9 protein-coding genes and 1 pseudogene are annotated in these 19,769 nt (G+C 37.9%); 2 read left to right on the top strand and 8 right to left on the bottom strand.

Annotated elements, in window-relative coordinates:
- Positions 1-115 precede the first annotated feature (115 nt).
- The 6 genes from BHV83_RS17590 to BHV83_RS17565 all read right to left on the bottom strand — a co-directional run bounded on the left by BHV83_RS17590 (position 116) and on the right by BHV83_RS17565 (position 14,375).
- The gene (locus tag BHV83_RS17590; RefSeq protein WP_005635423.1) at positions 116-1,720 is read right to left on the bottom strand and encodes a right-handed parallel beta-helix repeat-containing protein; all 1,605 of its coding nucleotides are present in this window, start codon (positions 1,718-1,720) and stop codon (positions 116-118) included.
- 48 nt (positions 1,721-1,768) lie between these two features.
- Positions 1,769-3,460 carry a RagB/SusD family nutrient uptake outer membrane protein gene (locus BHV83_RS17585; protein ID WP_122203910.1) on the bottom strand — a complete coding sequence of 564 codons (1,692 nt, stop codon included), beginning with the start codon at positions 3,458-3,460 and terminating at the stop codon, positions 1,769-1,771.
- A gap of 23 nt (positions 3,461-3,483) precedes the next feature.
- Positions 3,484-6,246, bottom strand: a complete 2,763-nt coding sequence (locus tag BHV83_RS17580) for a SusC/RagA family TonB-linked outer membrane protein (RefSeq protein ID WP_286757827.1) — start codon at positions 6,244-6,246, stop codon at positions 3,484-3,486.
- A 37-nt stretch (positions 6,247-6,283) separates the two neighbouring features.
- The gene (locus tag BHV83_RS17575; protein ID WP_119215411.1) at positions 6,284-8,113 is read right to left on the bottom strand and encodes a RagB/SusD family nutrient uptake outer membrane protein; all 1,830 of its coding nucleotides are present in this window, start codon (positions 8,111-8,113) and stop codon (positions 6,284-6,286) included.
- A gap of 11 nt (positions 8,114-8,124) precedes the next feature.
- Positions 8,125-11,253, bottom strand: a complete 3,129-nt coding sequence (locus tag BHV83_RS17570; protein ID WP_122205482.1) for a SusC/RagA family TonB-linked outer membrane protein — start codon at positions 11,251-11,253, stop codon at positions 8,125-8,127.
- Between the two features lie 854 nt (positions 11,254-12,107).
- The gene (locus BHV83_RS17565) at positions 12,108-14,375 is read right to left on the bottom strand and encodes a monovalent cation:proton antiporter family protein (RefSeq protein ID WP_005635442.1); all 2,268 of its coding nucleotides are present in this window, start codon (positions 14,373-14,375) and stop codon (positions 12,108-12,110) included.
- A 453-nt stretch (positions 14,376-14,828) separates the two neighbouring features.
- On the opposite strand from BHV83_RS17565, the gene BHV83_RS17560 reads away from it, so the two are divergent.
- Positions 14,829-15,260 carry a copper resistance protein NlpE gene (locus tag BHV83_RS17560; RefSeq protein ID WP_122115206.1) on the top strand — a complete coding sequence of 144 codons (432 nt, stop codon included), beginning with the start codon at positions 14,829-14,831 and terminating at the stop codon, positions 15,258-15,260.
- A 1,217-nt stretch (positions 15,261-16,477) separates the two neighbouring features.
- Here BHV83_RS17560 and BHV83_RS17555 read toward each other — a convergent pair.
- Both BHV83_RS17555 and BHV83_RS17550 read right to left on the bottom strand, forming a co-directional pair.
- Positions 16,478-16,786 (bottom strand): helix-turn-helix domain-containing protein, encoded by a 309-nt coding sequence (locus BHV83_RS17555; protein ID WP_036658115.1) that lies wholly within the window; start codon positions 16,784-16,786, stop codon positions 16,478-16,480.
- Positions 16,783-17,076 carry a helix-turn-helix domain-containing protein gene (locus BHV83_RS17550; protein ID WP_122203913.1) on the bottom strand — a complete coding sequence of 98 codons (294 nt, stop codon included), beginning with the start codon at positions 17,074-17,076 and terminating at the stop codon, positions 16,783-16,785. Before BHV83_RS17550 ends, BHV83_RS17555 begins: the two co-directional genes overlap by 4 nt.
- Positions 17,077-18,697: 1,621 nt before the next feature.
- Between BHV83_RS17550 and BHV83_RS21800 the strand changes: the two are divergent.
- Positions 18,698-19,769 (top strand): annotated as a pseudogene (locus BHV83_RS21800) (transposase); the annotation flags it as partial.

The following is a 19,769-nucleotide window of genomic DNA, read 5'->3' as shown; positions in this document are numbered from 1 at the left end:
CTGTATCTTTTGATTTTCTTTATTTACGCAAGCCCCAAGCATTTTTTGATACTAAAGTAATTTAAAGTTTCCACATAATCCAATTTTGAATTTATATATTTTTTATTTTGACTATTTATTTACTAAAAAACGAGTTTATAGCATCACTGTCGACAATCTGTAACTCTCCGGTAGGAGTATTGACTGAATGAAGAAATGGCTTGAGCGATTCAACCCCTGACAGATCATTTTTTATCATATTGCTATATGTTTTATTTTCATATGTTGCCCCTTCGTCTTCAGGTATATTTTTGATATTTCCAAGGTAACAATTATCTTTAAAAAAATTATTTGTTGAATTTCCAAGCAAGAAACAGCTGTTTTCTGCCACATAAAACAGGTTCTCACATACTGTTGTACTGTCTGCATCTCCATAAGATTGTGTTGCGCTTAACAAACATCGCTGTACGTCGGAATTGACTTTCTTGGTCACATGAATGATATTATGCCGAAGTGTACTGCCTTTAGCCGGTCCTGAAATATGAATACTCGGAGAAAAAAATCCTGTTCCTATTTTCTTCGTTCTATTTCCGTCGTTTATGCTGATATTACCCTGTATCAGCGTGTTATTTGTTCCAATATTTTCTGGCATTCCTGTTTCTCCGGTATTACAAATCAGCAGAAAGCCTCCTTCATTGTCATGGCTGTAATTATATTGAATAATAGTATTGTTACAATTATTATCTGAATCAAACCCTTGAGCATCGCCAGGAGCCTTATGATCGGAAACTTCATTGAACTGTATGAGTGTGTTGTCACAACTCCACGGCCAAATTCCAGCAGCAAATTCTCCATCAGGTAACAGGTCCGGACAATTTTTGATTCGATTATACTCAATTACAGCACTATCGCATCCTATAGGAACGATACCATCTCCTGGAACTCCTTCGATAAGATTGTTTCGTACAACAACATGACGATTCGGATGCCAAAAGTCACGTGTTACATATCCCCACCAAATTATTCCGTTCCGCTCACAACGACGAATAATACAATTCTCTATTGTCAGTCCGTCAAAGATACTCGGTTTCTCTCCTTCATTCACAATATATATCCCCGATCCTCCACCTTGCTTTTTTACGAGACTACCGTTCACATCATGAATATACAGATTTCTTAACGTGATCGAACGAGCTGTACCATAGTTTTCCAAATGAACTTTTACACCGGTCCTACCAGGTAATCTATCCTTTCCGGTATTAACTATCTCCAAATTTTGTATGGTAATTTGAGAAGAGTTATAGACATACACGGCATAAGGAGACTGATCATATCCTATGATACAAGGATCATGTCCCTTATCTCCATATCCATCAATGATTATGGGAGCTTCCGCTGTTCCTGTCCCATTCAAATAAAGTTCTCCGATAAATGTCTCCCCTTTTTTGAGAAGAATCTTGTCTCCTGGGGAGAGTTTCAGACCTCGAGTCTTTGCTAAATTTTTCCAAGCTTTATCTGGAGATGTTCCATTGTTATCATCACTTCCGTTTGTTGCATCAAAATAATATGAAGTAGAATTATCGGATGATAAATATCCTGATGGTGAAATACAGGCATTAAGAAAAAAAATCAGAAAAACAGATATATATTTGTTCATATTTTTGATTGCCTTCCAGAAAAATAGCATTTGTTTTTTGTCTCCGGTAAATATTTTTTGCTTAAAAATGTCTACTTGTTTCATTTGTTTATAATTTAAACTCCCGGCGGATTATTTCCGCCGGGATACGGTTCACCATCCTGGATTTTGTTCCAATTCCGGATTAATATACCTCTCCGATTGTGGAATCGGATACAGATACATACAGTCTTTAAATATTCTTTTCTCTACCAAAACTTTTTTGTAACTGAATGAGCCATCTTCTTTTTTTGTAATGTCAACTCCATATATGTCTGTTGTCTGATCTGCAATCTTCCAACGGCGAATATCCCAAAAACGATGATCTTCAAATGAAAGTTCGACTCTACGTTCATTTCTTAACTTGGCTTTAAACTCATTTAAAGTCAGATTATTTGGAAATGGTGGCATGTCCACATGTACACGGCTTCTTACAATATCTACAGCTTCTTTAGCCGACATCGGATATCCATCTTTATAGTTAGGGTCTCCATATGCTTCAACCATAGCTTCCGCAAAATTTAACAAGATCTCGCTGTAACGCATAATATTCCATACATGTCGTTTGCTTGTCACGAATTCGCTTTTCAAACTGGTGCTTCCGTCTACATATTTTCTTAAGTAGTATCCTGTAACCGTTGCATTTTTTTGTGGCTTTCCACTTCTTCCTCCGTACCAACATTCTACTTGCTCATCATATACCCACCAAGCTCCGTTTTGGGCCACCAATTCATACATACGGGGATCCCTTCCTTCATATGGATTCTGTGAATCATAGCTTGGATCCATATGTTCATAGCCTGCATCAGGTGCAACCGGCAATCCACTTGCCTGCATTTCATACGATTCGACTAAGTTTTCTGTTGGGCAATGTCCCGTATTACCACCACCTTCGATACCTATAGGAAAGTTAACCCGTTCAAACCAGTTATCTTCCCGTTGCATTACTCCAAAAATAAGTTCATTATTATTAGAATAGTTATTATTCCAAAGACTCCATAAATCCGGTAACGGCATGTAACCGAAATCCCAAGCTTTTTCGATGACATCTGCAGCGGCACGTGCAGCAGACTTCCACTTGTCTATATTGCCGGACTTATTGAACAATGGACTTGCTGAATATAGTAAAGCTCTTGATTTCAAAGCCATTGCTGCGCCTCTTGTTGCACGCCCTGTTTCGCTTTTTATCAGTTCTTTGTAACTGATAGGTAAATGAGGAGCAATCGCGTCACATTCATCTACGATAAACTGAATAACCTCATCGAATGACGTCCTTTTTTGCATGTTGGCTTCTTCTTCAGAAAGCAAAGTCGTAATAAGAGGAATATCACCATAACGTTTAGCCAATTCAAAATAAAAATAGGCACGTAAGAATCTTGCCTCGTATGGATAATACTTGAACTGTGCCATGATATCCTCATAATCTTCGTTATGCTTCAATTCATCGAATTCCTGTCCTTCAACTTCTTGAAGAAACATATTCACAGCTCGTATCCCCCTAAAATAATTCCATCGATCATCCAAAGTATTAATAGCACTCCAGGCACCATTGTTGAAACTATGTACAGGTGACAGTTTGTCAACATAAACAGCTTCGTCACATGCTGCAGAACGTAATGCATCTCCACCAATCGTACCAAATGCGGCAGGAACATAAGAGTATATATTAGTTAGGAAATCCCGGGTATATTGGAAACTAGAGAATACTGCATCTTTTTCCAAGAAATCCGATTCATCATATTCCAGATAATTACAAGAACTGGTACAAAGAATCAATATGCTAAATATCAATAATTTATTTTTCATCTTTTTTATTTTTATGATAAACATTAGAATGCGAGATCAAAACCAAAATGCACAGAACGTTGCGCAGGGTAAGTAGACCAAATTACTTCCGGATCTGTTTCATTTACGTTGTCTATGGAAAAGAGGTCCATACCTTTAGCAAACAACTTGAATTCACGTAAGCGTAAAGGCTTTATACAACTTTCAGGCAACTTGTAATAAATTTCTGCTGAGCGTAGTTTTAAAAAAGAAATATTTTTCATGAATACGGAATTTCCACGATAGTTATTTGCACTTTCTGTCGTTGTAAGACGCGGGTATATAGCATCTGTATTGTCTTTTCCTGATCTCCAGCAATTTTCCAGATAATGTTCTGAAATAGTCTGATTATTCATTAGGGGAGCATAAAAGCAACTTAGGCTTCGTTGTATAGTATAATGGCCGGCACCTTGAAACTGAGCATTGATTCCTAATCCTTTATATTCGAAATCGAATCCCATTGAATAGAATAATTCTGGGCAGATCGTATTATATCCCATCGGTACCACATCCAATTCATCTATTCGATTATCACCATTCTGATCTTTATATTTCAAGTCTCCAGGATATACGGTTGAGAATGTTTGTATCGGACTATTATTAATATCTGCCTGATCTTTGAAGAACCCTATAGCTTCCAACCCGTAAAATTGTCCTAAACGTCTGCCTGTCGATTTCAAGTAATCGTAAGGTTTAAAAGCCTCGTTCATGTTTACAATCTTGTTTCTAGCGAATGCCAGTTGAGCATTGACATTAAAAAAGAAATCCTTCATCTGCTTGCCTACGTTCATACCGACTTCCACGCCATAATTATTAACAATGCCACTTGGAGAGTTGGAAGCCGTAGCTCCAAAGAAACCGGAAGTAATGTTGCCATCTGCAACCATAATATCATATCGATGATCGTAATAGCTTTCTACATTGAAGTCTATCAAGTCCAATATTCGTATATCAACTCCGATATTCGCTTTACTACTTTTTTCGAATGTCGCATTCAAACTTGGCAATTGTCCTTCCGCAATGCCTCTATTTGCAATGAAGTCATCACCGAAAACAAAACCTCCACCTCCTCCAAAAGGATATTTGTCCATATTTTTCCAAACGTCATCGCTCCCTGTTAATCCGTAAGAAAGCCGTAATTTAAGCAGGTCTAACCAATCGATATTGTTCAAAAAAGACTCTTTATTAAGTAGCCAAGCTCCGGAAATTGCAGGAAATACTCCCCAACGATTGGCTTTTGGTAAACGACTGGTCCCTGAAGCAGCGATACTAAAGTCCAAATAGTATTTGTTCAATAAGCCATAATGGCCTGAAGCGATGACGTCTTGATGCATATACGTATTATATTGACCGAGATAAACATTTTTATCCTGCTTATAACGAATAGAAGCGAACAAATTGCTTTGGGAAAAATCTTTCTGATAATTCAAAGCAAATTGAATATTGGAATGTCTGTTCTGATTGTTCAGCCAACTGTTGAATCCTAACTGTTTTTCCTCCTTTCCATATTGGGTGTTTACCGTATCGGTTGGAATACCACTATTGTCTAAATGCGCAATATTGGACTCATACAAATATTGTTTTGAACGAGCATCCCATGTCTCTGAATAGGCATCAAAACCAATACGGAATTCTGCTGACAACCCTGGAGCCAAAGCTTCCAGATCTTGTGTCAATGTCAGATCCGCTAATAATGTACGGGCATGAGATGTGGTATATCCTGTCGATGATGACTCGGCAACCGGATTCTTCGGATACATGTTTGATCCCCCCCAAATACCGTTATGGCTCCTGACAGGATATGCATTAGCAGGCAAAGCATATAGGGTTTCCATGAGCACTCCATCTGAAATACTGCCAGGAGAATATTTTTCTTTCAGCTTACCAGATAAATTAACCTTTACCCGGGTAGACGATGTTATGTCTATATCCAAGTTTGTACGTACGTTGAGTATCGAATTGGCTAACTGAGTGGAATAGCTTCCTTGATCCGTATTCTTTAACAATCCTCTATCCGATATGAAATTAATCATCGAATAATATCTGATCCGGTTGGATCCTCCGCTTGCAGTGAAATTCACTTGATCTCGCTGCCCATGATCCCGTAACGTTTCATTAAACCAGTCTACATTAGGGAATAAGGTTGGATATTTTCCACTTCTATAAGCTTCAATTTCTTGTTGGGTATATCTAGGAGCCAGACCTTCGTTTGCCAAACCCTCATTAACCGCTTCGGCATAAGTGGCGGCATCAGCCATTTGGGGTAATCGTACAGGTGTAGTGACGCTATGCTGATAGGAAACATGAATGTCAGTTTTACCTTTTTTCCCTCGTTTGGTTTTCACCAAGATTACCCCGTTAGCTCCTCTAATTCCGTATGGAGCCAAAGCAGCAGCATCTTTGAGGATCGTTATTTCCTCAATTTCCTCCAGAACCAGTGAATTTATATCACGCTCCAAACCATCGACAAAAACAAGTATCGAATTGTTATTAAGCGAACCGATTCCTCGGATATTCATGCTTGGATATCCTTCTCCATCCCCATACTCTCCGTTTTGGCGGATAAACAATCCGTTGAGTTTCCCGTAGAGTGCATTGGCGGGATTAATATTCGAACGTTTCATCAATTCCTTCCCACTGACAGTAGAAGCAGAAATGGTCGTTTCATCAAATTGTAACATATCAGATCCTGTCGTTTTTTCTTGTGCCCAGACAGAAGCAATGCATAAAACAGGTAGTGATATGATGGTTATTAATTTATTCCTCATTTTATTATTCTGATTTTGTATTAATGACTGGTTAGCATCACCATCCCGGATTTTGAATCAATCCGTACGATTTGTTGATTTCATTACTGGGAAATGCACTTAAATACCATTTAGGGGAGAATTTCCCAGGATTTGCCCATTGTCTAAGTTCTCCATTTTCAGCCGGTTTGAATAATTTATATTCATACTTGAACTCGCTGGTTTCCGGATCCTTAGTAATAACAACTCGGTGTGGAGTTTTTTGGAAGATATCCACCCGCTTATAACGAATCATATCAAACCATCTGACTTCTTCATAAGCAAATTCGCAAACCCGTTCGTTCATCAGTGTTTCCAGAAAATCCTTTTTGTTCAATCCTGCTTTCAAATGACCGATATTAACGCGATCACGCAATTTATTGACACATTCATAAGCTAGTGTCATGTCCCCGTTTGTCTGGCAAATAGCTTCAGCATATCCTAAATACAACTCAGGTAATCTTAAATAAGGCCATTGAACCACTTTTCCGGATATCTCTGCAGGCCATTCAAACAAAGGACCACCACCACCATCGAGGATGAATTTACGTGGGCGATAACCGGACATGAATGCTCCATATGATCCTTCAAAGTCTTGATAATGTTTACCTCCTACATATATTTCAGCAATACCACCATAATATTTGTCTCCATTTACAACTACTGTTTCATATAAGCGGGGATCACGTTGTTCATACGGGTGTTTCGGATCATATAATTTACTTTCTGTGATAGGTAAACCATCTATCATTGGAAACATATCAACAAGTTCCTGTGTCCCACAGGCAGTACCGGCATCACCGGCTGTTTCATAATAGCTCCATCCCCAAGTCCAATAATCAGGTACGGTATAACCATAATGTGTAGCAATGATTGCTTCTCCTGTACCCCGATCAAGATAACCGGAACGAAACGCTTGTCTGGGATCCGATTTATAGACTAAACCATATTGTCCATTCTTATTCAATTCATCGAAAAATGCTTTATGAGCTGCCAATGCTTGTGTCCATAGTTCAGGTTTATAACTTCCAAACCACATCAAACGTTTATCTGCTGCTTCACCTGGCATATATGGTTCTGAACTGTTAAACAATGGGCTGGCAGCAAACAATAGGATACGTGCCTTTAACCCCATTGCCGATGCTTTTGTTAATCGTCCTTCCCATTCTCGGTTTTCAGCAGCAGACATAGCCCAAGGCAATACATCTGCTGCCTCATCCAATAGATTTACAATAAAATCAAGCGTTTCCTGTACAGTACCTCTTTCTTTTTGCATATCTTCATTCGCTGTGTATGCATGATCCACAATCGGTACCCCTCCATAATGGCGAAACAAATCACAATAGTGCATAGCGATAATAACTTTTGCTTCTGCTTTTAAACGTTGTTTTTCAGCCTCTTTCATATCAGGAACTCGGTCTACATTTTCAATAAACAACCATGCGCGACGAATGCCTAACCAACAAGGTCTTTGATAGTAGCTGTATTTGGATGAATAGCCATTATTTTCATAATCGGCAGAATAAGTGCCATTATAATGTATAGCAGCTCCTGATACACCATCAGTCCAAACATTGGAATAAACAAGGTCGGTCAGGCAATCCAGAGGATCTGAGCCCATCAGTTGATTACCTTGATTACCTAAGTTCAGACCATAATGCAATGTGGCATACGCACTCCAAAGGGCTGTCCGTGCATATTGCGCATTAGAATAAATTACATCGATATCGACATCATTGGAAGGAGCTTTTTCTAAGAAGTCATCTCCAAATTTTAAATCCTGACAAGACAGGAAAGAACCGATAAATCCTGCAAGGACAAATATATGTTTAATATTTATTCGTATCATATTCAACAATATCAAAAATTAAGATTAAGACCAATATTAAAAATCATCTGAAGAGGATATTGAAACTGTTTGTCGTCAGTTGCTTCCGGATCTGCTATTTTCAAATGATCAAATGTCAGTAAATTTTCGCCAGAAGCGTAAATACGCATATTTTTCAAATGAATCTTTTTCATCCACTCCCCCTTGAACGTATATCCGATTTGAACATTTTTCAGACGGATATAGGAAGCATCCTTTAGCCAAAGGGTTGAATTTCGAGTGTAATTATTCGCATTCGCTGCACCTGAAAAACGAGGCGTTTTAGCTGTTTCTGCGGTTTCCGGTGTCCAATGGTCATCAATCATATATTGTAACAGCCCGTAATTTCCACCGCCGAAAGGAACACGTAACCCAGCACTTATAAAGCGTGACACCTTTCCGCTACCTGCCCAAAGCATACTGAAGTCGAATCCTTTATATTCAAATCCAGCGGTGATGCCTGCAGTCAATTGCGGGTATATAGGATTACCAATGGGGCACTGATCATTGTCGTCAATTATATTATCACCATTCAAATCTTTATATTTGGCGTCCCCAGGCTTTAGGTCGAGCTTATGATCCGGAAGCTTCCCGGATTCAAGATCAGCTTCTGTTACAAAATCGTCAAAGATAAAACCGAAAGGTTGTCCAACGGATTGTCCTGTTTCATATAACCAAGGATACTTGTGTGGTATCTCATCCTTATAGACAATTTTATTTTTTGCATATGAGAGGTTTCCATTGATCCAGTATTTAAAGTCTCCTATGGAGTGATTCCATTTCAGAACCAACTCGAATCCTTTGTTATCAACTTTGCCAATATTAACAACAGGCATTGTTATAGCTATAAAATTCGGAGCTGTATTGCGTGTTGTAAGGATATCGTGACGTTTCTCGATGAAATAATCAAAAGATCCAGATAAATGCTCATCCAATATTGAAAAATCCAAACCGTAGTTTTGCTTTCCTGCTTTTTCCCAAGAGACAAGAGGATTCCCCATTTGTAACTCGGTTGCTCCGTCACGATTTCCAGAAACGTCCACTCCGAAATTATAACTTGTTCCATGAGGATTGTAAGCATCAGGCAAATAGAAAAAGCGTGATTTAGTATTCATCAGGTCATTTCCGACTATTCCATATGATCCTCTAATTTTTAAGTAGTTTATAAAAGACTGATTTTTCATGAACTTTTCTTCAGAAAGAATCCAGCCGGCAGAAAAAGCTGGAAAAATTCCATATCGATGTCCTGGCGCAAAATTTTCCGAACCATTATAACCTACGTTAAAATCAACCATATAACGATTGTCAAAATTATAGGTAGCTCGTCCGACCAAACCTACATATCCGCGAGGAATACTAACATAGTCGAATTGAGCTGGATCTGGATATTGGTCACGCCACTGATTATACAAAATCAAAGCACCAACTTGATGTTTCCCAAATTTGCGATCATAGTTCAAACTACCTTCCAAATACCAATTTCGTCCACGATCAGTAGATTCCTCAAAATACAACTGGCTTTCTTCACGGAATTTTCGGAAGAATAATTCATTGGTTTCCGGATCTCTATGCGCAGTATAATAGGGGATTTCTTTGTAACGGTTTTTCCTATGTGTATAGCCGCTATTATAAGAACCTTTTATATTAAGAGATAGCCCTTTAGTCAAAAAATCCAACTTTTGTTGCAAAGAAAGGTCCAAATTGATTTCGTTATAAATACGTTGGTTATATCCTTTCCCGAAAAAACATTCAAATGGATCGGCATTTTCCAAGGCTCCTTTGTCCCAACCGATGTTATCCGGACTTGTATGTATCCATTTACCATCATAAAGTCCGGCTCCTCCGAACGGAGTGACTCTTGTCAAGAATGTAAAAAGGTTGCTTTTAGTATTAGGTTCTTTAGTATCTTCAAGACGACCTCCTAAATTGATTTTTAATAGAGTGGAACGTGTCACATCGATGTCTAGATTTGCACGATAGTTATATCTGTTGTAAGTAAAATTAGAATTATATCCAGCATCGAAAGATCGAAACAGACCGTCTTGTGTCAAAATACCTACAGAAGTAAAATAACGTACACGGTCGGTTCCACCTGATATGCTCAAGTTATGCTGAGACTGAAAAGATGTTGGTTTTAGGATAAGTTCCATCCAGTCCATATCCGGATAAAGTAAAGGATCTGTATGATTTTTGAAAGCATCCAAGATCTTCTCGCCAAATACAGGACTGGCTCCATCGTTTGTCAGTTTCTCGTTAAATGCAACAGCGTAGTCATAACTGTTGGCATATTCATAAAGCCGGATCGGCTTTTGCAAACTGGCTGATGTCGATACAGATATTTGAGCTTTACCTTCTTCTCCTCGTTTCGTAGTTACTAAAATGACCCCATTTGCCCCACGAACACCAAATACGGCTGTTGCAGAAGCATCCTTCAGCACGGTTATATTTTCAATTTCGTTGGGATCAAGACGAAAAAAAGAGCGCTCGACACCATCGACCATAACTAATGGTGCAGCTCTTTTAGCATCAAGGGAACCTATACCACGTACGAATATAGCAGGATCATCAGCTCCAGGTTGACCGGAATATTGAATAGTTGATAATCCAGGAACTTTACCAGTCAATGCTTGTGCAATATTTGGAACAGGTGATTTCAAAATATCTTTAGTTCCAACGGAAGATACAGCCCCCGTGACTGTAATTTTCTTTTGTGTTCCATATCCAATAATCTGGACTTCGTCCAACATTTCGGAATTCTCATTTAAAGTGATGTTCAGATTGCGATTATTTTTAATCAAGACAATCTGATCCTCATATCCAATATATGAGAACTTGATTTTGATAGAAGTAGACGGCACGTTTAAAGTAAAGTTCCCATTACTGTCTGTCATGGTTCCGATGGTAGTCCCTTCTACAATAACATTGACTCCGGCCATTGGTTCTCCTGACTGGTCTCTGACATTTCCTTTCACAGAAATTGTTTGTTGTGATACATGAGACAAACCAGTTGTTTGTTTTTTAAATGAAGTTGGCATGCTCATTCTTTCCCCAGCCTGTATATTTTGGGCTGTGGCCATTCCGATTAGAATAAGCATAAGACTTCGTGATACAAGTTTTTCCATTTATAGATGTTTTATGGTAAAATTTTATGACAAAGTAACATGTTTTAGATATTATGAGAAGATGAAATTTTATTCAAATGTGTTCAAAATCTATTCATGATATTCCATTATATGGTTAAAATTCAAGATTCAGCTATTTCAGAACCATAAGTTTAACATTATTGATAGAGATATAAATATCTAAAATCCGTCTATTTTTAGAATAACTGTAATAAATCTCATCCGCTGTAAATGAGATGATCTCCATTTACAGCGTACTTATAGTTTAAACAAACGGTTTATGCTAAAGAACTGATGAATATTATACATAAATATTAGTAAGTCTGAATGAAAAGAAAGCAATATCTTTTTCCTCCTTTAGATTGTTTGAAAACTTTATTTTTCAATCTTTGAACTGTTAATTTGTAACTTGTTCGTTAAAAAGAAGATGTGCCTTAGTTTTGACACATCCCCTTGCTTTTTCTTTTGTTTTCAGTGATCCGTCTGGAATCTGAATGTTATTTATAACATGACTGATTATCAAATCGATTTTGAGTGTTGCCATTTCAATCCACTGATTCCACCTTGTGACAGTTTCTGCATTATACTTGCGGTCTAATCGACAATCCTGTTATCTTTATATGACAAGAAGAAAATATAAGATATTATTTGAATAGACGATATAACTTTATAGATGCTAAAGTCGTTGTCGCAACAGAAGAGGATATTGTTGTAACTCCAAAAGCATATGACGGCTTTTAACAACCATATGTAGGTCATAATACAGTCCGGGGATTATGCTTTGGTATCCTAAAAGAGGTAAACGTAATCCTTAATTTCTGCTTAATACTTATTTTGTACTTTGACTAACAAACTTAATTGGAACTTGAATCTTCGCTTAATTGGACAATTTGACGATATTCTCCGGCAACCCATACGCTATCGTTTTCCTCGAAAACTGTTTGGGATGAAAGATTCATTATCGGTCTCCCGTCCCGTTCGATACCCAAGATTAGACATGCGTTCTTTTCCCGAATGCCAGACTGTTGAATTGACTGACCGATCAACTGAGATCCCGGTTCAATATTGAATTGCTCTATTTTTATATTTTTATTGGTGCTTTGTGTCAACCGATCTCTATGTTCTTTTTCCTGTTTTTGCATTATTCCTTGGAAGATATCCAATTCTTCATCTGTTCCAACAATTATGATCTTGTCAAAAGGGTAAAGGCGTTCCTCACCTTTTGGTATATTGATTTGTTGTTCACCTCGAATGATAGAAACGACGTTTATTCCATATTGTTGGCGGAAGTTGACCTCTTTCAAACTCCGACCGACAAGGGAAGACGCTTGGTCAACAGTGAAATCGATCAAGTGCAAATCATTGAAAGGTAAAGATTCCAGAATTTTGTCGGTCAAAGGGCTTTCAATGTTTGATCCATTTGTTTTCCCGTTGAAATTATCAATAAATCTTTTTTCGATTGAGAGAGAACGCTTTTTCAGTTTTTTGGATAAGATAATCATTGCCAATATCAACAGGGTAACAATAAATCCGACACCGGATGCCACGTTTAATATATGAACTATAACCGGCATTAGGATACTTGCGCAAAGGAGTATCTTTATTGCTATCAGAGAAACCAATGGCCCCCGGTTATATTTGCTGTCATTCCATAATTTCTGAAATTCAGGAGAATGATTCTTTTTCATAATGATGGCCCAAAGGAAAGGCAATATAACAGCCAGAATAATAGATAAGCTCAATAAAGCCCCTTTGATTCCAGATATGTTTTCGCGAATAATCGGATTTATATAAGTGAAAAATAGGATGATGCTGAATATTGTCAATACTGTATATAGTATTACATCCAGTAACATAGATTTCAACAACTTATTCCATGTACTTTTATGTTTGACAGTGTTGGACCCGGAAGAATAGCGGTTCAACATTAGTTTTACAGATGAAGGCAAATGATTTTCGATCAATTGATAGGTCGGAATTGCCAAACGGATCATATAAGGAGTAAGAAATGTTGTAACAACCGATACAGCGACAATAACAGGATACAGATAATCGTCCGTTACTTTCAAGCTAACTCCCAATGAAGCAATAATGAACGCGAATTCACCTACTTGAGTCAGGGAGAATCCTGATTGCAGGGCTATCTTCAAAGATTGTCCGGACAAAAGGATGCCAAGGCTTCCGAAAAAGACTTGTCCGACGATTACCAATATGGTTAAGATACAGATTGGGATAAGGTATTCGATTAATAAGTCCGGTTGTATCATCATACCTACAGAGACAAAAAATATGGCAGCAAACAGATCTTTTACTGGTTTTACCAGCTTTTCTATCTTTTCGGCCTCAATAGTTTCCGCTAATAATGATCCCATGACGAAGGCTCCAAGTGCAGAGGAGAATCCAGCTTTAGTCGCAATCATAACCATACCCAGACAGAATCCTAATGCTATGATCAATAAGGTTTCGTCGTTAAGAAACGGTTTGACCTTTTTTAGAAAACTTGGAATAAGATAGATTCCGAGTAATGACCAAAATATAAGAAACGCTCCTAGCTTTAGAATGCTTTTCAACATTTCCATTCCTTCAACTTGCTGGCTGACTGCTAAAGTCGAAAGCAAGACCATCAGAACAACGGCAACTAAATCTTCGACAACTAAAACACCCAATACAACTCCGGTAAATTTTTGCCCTCGAAGTCCCATGTCATCAAATGCCTTGAATACAATTGCCGTGGATGACATAGAAAGCATACCCCCTAAAAATATGCTGCTTATATGTGAGAAGCCAAGTGCGTTTCCTGCTGCATAGCCTAGAAACATCATTCCGGAAACTATGGTTATAGATGCAATAACGGCTGTGCCTCCTACAGTCATCAACTTCTTGAAAGAGAATTCTAACCCCATGGCAAATAAAAGAAATATAACGCCTATGTCTGCCCATATTTTTATATTGGCAGGATCGGATACTGTTGGTATATAAGGTACGGCAGGTCCGGCAATAATACCGGCAACAATATACCCCAAAACGACAGGTTGTTTCAACCATTTAAAAACCAATGTAATTATTCCCGCAGCAATTAATATAACTGCCAGGTCGGAAATTAGAGGTGCAATTTCAGACATGTTATTTATTATTATGTGCTTGCAAATTTACATATTAACTTAAAACTTTGTTGGAACAAAATAAAATACTCTTGTTCTAAAATCATAATATAATGTGAGTTCGAAACAAGCATAAATATCGTCTGTTTCAAGCATTATTACAAGTAGTATGTCTGCAAACATCTGAAGCACTTATTGTTATGGAGCGTTTGCTGGGTACGGAGACTTATGTCAAGTAGATGGCAGGTTTCTTGGCAGTCTACCCATTCCCCCCATTTTTTCATCGTACATTTTGCAGATAGGATTAAAAAATAATAATGCAATAAAGATATATGTATTATATTTGTGGCAATCAGTTAAACAGTATTTGAATGTATCCAAATACTGTTTAACTGATTCTATATTAGAGAAAAGTCGAAAAAATGAGATATGATACATATATATTGATAATAACTAAAAAAGAAAGGATTTTTTATGAAAATGATTTTTTTATGGGCTATATTTGGGGTTGTCATGATCAGTTGTAATTCTTCTCAGAAGAATAATGCCCCAATTAAGAACAGCGAAATAAAAACAGAAAGCCAAGCCCATACTTCTAATTTATTTGGAACTTATGAGGGAACTCTTCCTGCAGCAGATTGTGAAGGCATAAAAACGATATTAGTTATAAATGAAGATAAAACCTATACCTTGAAAAGCGAATACATAGGGAGGAAAGATGCCACATTTGAAACTAGTGGTATATATCATATAATAGGGGATTCAATAATGGAATTAGTCACTCCTTCTTCAGGAGAAAAGACCTATTATAGAATGCTAAATAATAGACAAGTAATGCTGTCGGATAAAGAAGGAACCATTAGTCAAAGTCTTTTGGCTGAGCATTATATTTTAAATAAAAAATAACAGCCTATTCTCTTTGTTATTCTCTAAACAAGACGGAAAGTAAGACAAGAACTGCATTGGACAAATAGAATAAATGAAAAGTGAGAACAAATGCCCTGTTGATATGCTCTCTAATCTCAAGTGCAATCATTTCATGGGATGATTGTATTTGAGACGGGCGATTTCAAATGTGGTCCGTTTGTCCTTCAGCCTTTGTCGGATCGAGAATTTGCTTCTTATCCCTTTCATTTCTTCGGAAACGGTCTGGTCCAAAATCCTCGTGTATATTTTGTTGTCCTGATGTCTGTATGTCCGAGCATTTTCACAACGGATTCCATTGAAATCCTGTTGGCTAGCGCGACGGTGGCGAATGTATGTCTAGCCATAAAATGATGTTACAAAATTAATTTCGAACTATGTAAAAAAGAAAAGGTCTTCAAGACTGAAGACCTTCTTTGGTGATCCGCCTGGGATCTGAATCTTATTTATAAATCACTGATTATCAATTCGGTTTAAGGTGTTTTCTTTTTAATCCTCCGATTCCACCTTGTGACAATTTCCGCATTATACTTGGGTCTAACCAACAATTCTGTTATCTTTGCTGGTAAAGATACGAATAAAAATTGGGAATATTAAAGATTAATGTCACAAAGAAATCGGGAAGAACTGATAATTTTTCTTTCAGCAGTCTTGTTGTCTATCGGTTTGTATTGGTTAAAGAACTTTGATGAGAATGTTTTCCGATCCAAAAGGAAAAGAAGATTGATCCAGAAAACAACCTCAGGAGATTCAATATTCATTGAACAACTGATATCTTATTGGAAACTGGCGCCTATCTATTGGTTATTCAGTGGTCAAGCCGTTCATGTGACAATCCGTCTTTTTCAAATGGAATGAAAATACCAATTTTGACTTTTCGGTTACCTCTTTCATAGAATCCCAAATAAAGCAGACAAAGGTCAAAACTCAATTTTAGCCCAGATGAACTTTTGATTTGAAACTTGAACATCCTTAAAGGCTAAAGGAAGAATCGTATCATTACTCAAAACAGAGCTTGATACGACTCTTTTAGGTTTTGTAGTTACAATCTGTAACTTTTCAGAGAGGTCATTTTAGTTTTTCACACTCCCATCCACTTCTTTTGTTTACCGGAACTATCGGTATGATCGCAGTGTACACATTCACCATACACATCTCAGACGGTACGAAAAGTGCGGCATGTCCATTGCCGGTTGTTATTATGGCATTTGTCTAGCCTGCCAAGCTTCTTTGTATCCATTTTGTAACATCCTTTCTATATCGCTCTCTTTGTACAACACTTTACCCCCAAGTTGGATGTAGGGTAACTTACCCTCATTCCGATATTCCTGCAAGGTTCTGCGGCTGATTTTCAACCTTTCGGAAAGTTCCCGATCGGAAAGAAAACGCTCTCCATTTAACATCGGACGGTAGTTTCGGGATAAACCGTCCAGTCTTTCTACCATGTGATCAAGCGTTCGGAAGAAAGATAGGATGTCTTCATCTTCCTTCATAATCAGTTTATTCATACTTGCTTCTCCTTTCTTTTTTGAATAAGGGGAAGTATCCCCTGTATGTCTTCTACCCTATAATAAATCTTGTGACCGATCCGGCTGTATGCCAAGGTCCCATTGTCACGGAATGTTTGCAAGGTACGGGGACTTACGCCAAGCCGAAGGCAGGCATCCTGGCTGTCCATCCACCCCCCTATTTTTCGTTCACCGTGCATTTTGCAGATCTCATCCGTAATCCGTGCCATATCCTTCAGGCGCTGTAACATCCGGTCAAATGTTTGGGCTTCGATAGCGACGATTTCCATAAGCGTATTCAATTGATTTGGAGCAAATATAAGGAGAACGCAAATCCTGTTCCAAGCGATTGTCTTCAGATTTCATTAAATGTCATCAGATGTCAAAGCAAGAGAACGAAAGGATATATCACGAATGTATTTATCACATAAAAGAGGATAAATAAAAAAACACACGAATTGGAAACCGGTAATAACGGAAAGGCACATACACGCAAAAGGGGAACACGATCCGAAAACAAGGAAAACGTAAACAATGCAGATTGGAGGGAACTGAAGTCCTATACGTCTCATGAAGTTCGGATATTTTTGACGGCAAATTTATCTGGCATCGTTTTATCATCATCCGTTTCCTTGCAGAAATAGTCCTGCAAAAAACAAGGGGAAGATATATATCGTTTATGCGTCATGTCGGTCACAGTTAGTCCTATAATCTATCATCAAATCAAAGCCGTTTGTCCGGGCGTTTATTTCCATGAATATTTTCCCCGACTTTAGTCGCAAGGAAAATATTCATGGAAAGCGAAGCCGGAATGCCCGTGACAATAAGGCTTTGATTTATTTTTGATTATGGGAATAACTCCTTGAGAAAAGCATTATATTACAAGGCGCATAAAAATGTATTTCCGATGGATTTCCACACATTTCTTACCCGATCCTCACAACGTCTGGCAAACTTCGATTAACTGGTTTGTATCCCGTATTTTTCTAAAATTATTCTGTTGAGTATCTTATATTATCCCTTTGGTATATTCTTCTACAAAAGATTTTCCCATAACAAGAAAAACTTTTGTAGAAGAATATACAATACCAAATCATATAGCAAAAATTGCTATCCGGTAAAAATCGGCACAATCTTATATCCAGCACAAATACACCAAGCTTCATCAATTTTGCAAAAAGAGGGTTGTCTTTTAGTCTTGTATGAAATTGGTAGTACCAAGCATAAAAAGCCTTTAGCAGACATTTATACTAGTCAAATTCATGTTATATGGGATAAAAATCGTCTAGTTTCTATCATGCTAAAGTTTTACCGGACAGCAATAATAGCAAAATCCTTTCTAGGTGATGGTACTTATATTCAAATTAAAGAAATACCAGAACATAGTTGGCAGGAGAACATAGAGGGAAACTTCATATAGATAGCTTGAATTGTCAATGTAACACGGGTAAATCAGCCTCTTTAATTTGAAATTCTGGTATGTTAGCAATTTGGCTCAAGAAACGATGTACGTGCGTCAAGTCGACTCCTATCAATTCCACTATTATTCTATTTTCCTCTTCTGATATATAAAGATCGTTAATCCCTACTTTATAGTACTCAATTCTCCCCGTGTCCATTTCCTCGATAAATGGTTCCAAAACTATTATAAGTGAGTCATATTTAGCAATACTTCGGTAAATTTTTATCGAAAAATTAAAAGTTAAACAATAGAACCGGCAAAAGCTAGTTCGAAAACACTAAAGAGGTCATTGAAATGTTGTCAAAAACGAATGGTTTAGCATGAAGAAATGTTTTGAAAAAATGGGCTAACCTGCTGATAATAAAGATGAAATTTGTTTTGTTGTTCGTTGATACTTAGCAAATTAGAAGTTGGCTACTCATCTAATTAAGGCTAAAGAAACACTCCTTATGCAATACCAATCCGAGTGCCTGTCGGCTCTCAAATCAGTCGTGAATATACATAAACCTTTTGAAAAAACGTTTATGGACACCATGAAATTATTCATGGCCATCCTGGATCGTATAAACTTCCTCCAATTGGGCAGGTATGGATGTTTTTCGGAACAGACATACCGTAACCTTTTTGAGAATGAAACTTTCAACTGGTTTGCGTTCAACGCCTCTATCATCAGCAAGCATCTCACAGGCAAAAGAAAAGCTATCGCCATCGCTCCTTCCTATATCCCCAAGTCCGGTCATAAGACACCTTGGATTGGTTACTTCTGGTCAGGCTGTGCCGGGGATTATAAGCGAGGATTGGAAATCTTGGGCATCGGTGTCATTGACATCGACAACCATGAATGCATGACTTTAGGTTCCATTCAGACGTCGGATTGTAAGACCTTGGATAATATGGGTAAGAACCTGGTTGACTGGTATAGCAGCTATCTTATCAGTAAAAAAGACAAGCTACAGAGCATATCCAGAACGGTGGTTGCAGACGCATTCTTTCATAACGCCTATGTGTGAGAGTGATTTCCATGTCATCAGCCGCTTTAGGAATGATGTAGTCCTGTACTATCCGACATTGGAAAAGAAAACAGGAAAACTTGGTCATCCCAAGTGGTTTGACGGCAGGATTGACTTTGCCAATTGGATCTGATCTGGTGCAAGGAATACGAGGTGAACAAGGGAAAGCTATACGGATTGAGGGTATATGCAAAGGTTCTCAAAAGGTATGTTTCCTTGGCCGTCTGGTATCCAATGGACGGGAGGACAGGCAAGTGGCAGCTTTATTTCTCTACAGTCCTAGATTATTACAGAACCAGGTTCCAATTGGAGTTTTGCTTTAGAGATGGGAAGCAGCATGCTGGAATTACCAACTCTCAGTCAACTGACTTCAGAAAGTTGGATTTTCACTTCAATGCATCGCTTGCTGCTGTCAACTTGGCCAAAGCAGCATGTAAGAGGCTCGGAATAGCTATTCCATATCCTCTTGCAAGTCATTCATACACAATGCTTATATGCTTGAACGATTTAT

The sequence above is a fragment of the Parabacteroides sp. merdae-related_45_40 genome, assembly GCF_001915675.1.
Note: the sequence above shows the minus strand (reverse complement) of the source record. Positions and strands in the feature narration are given on the sequence as shown.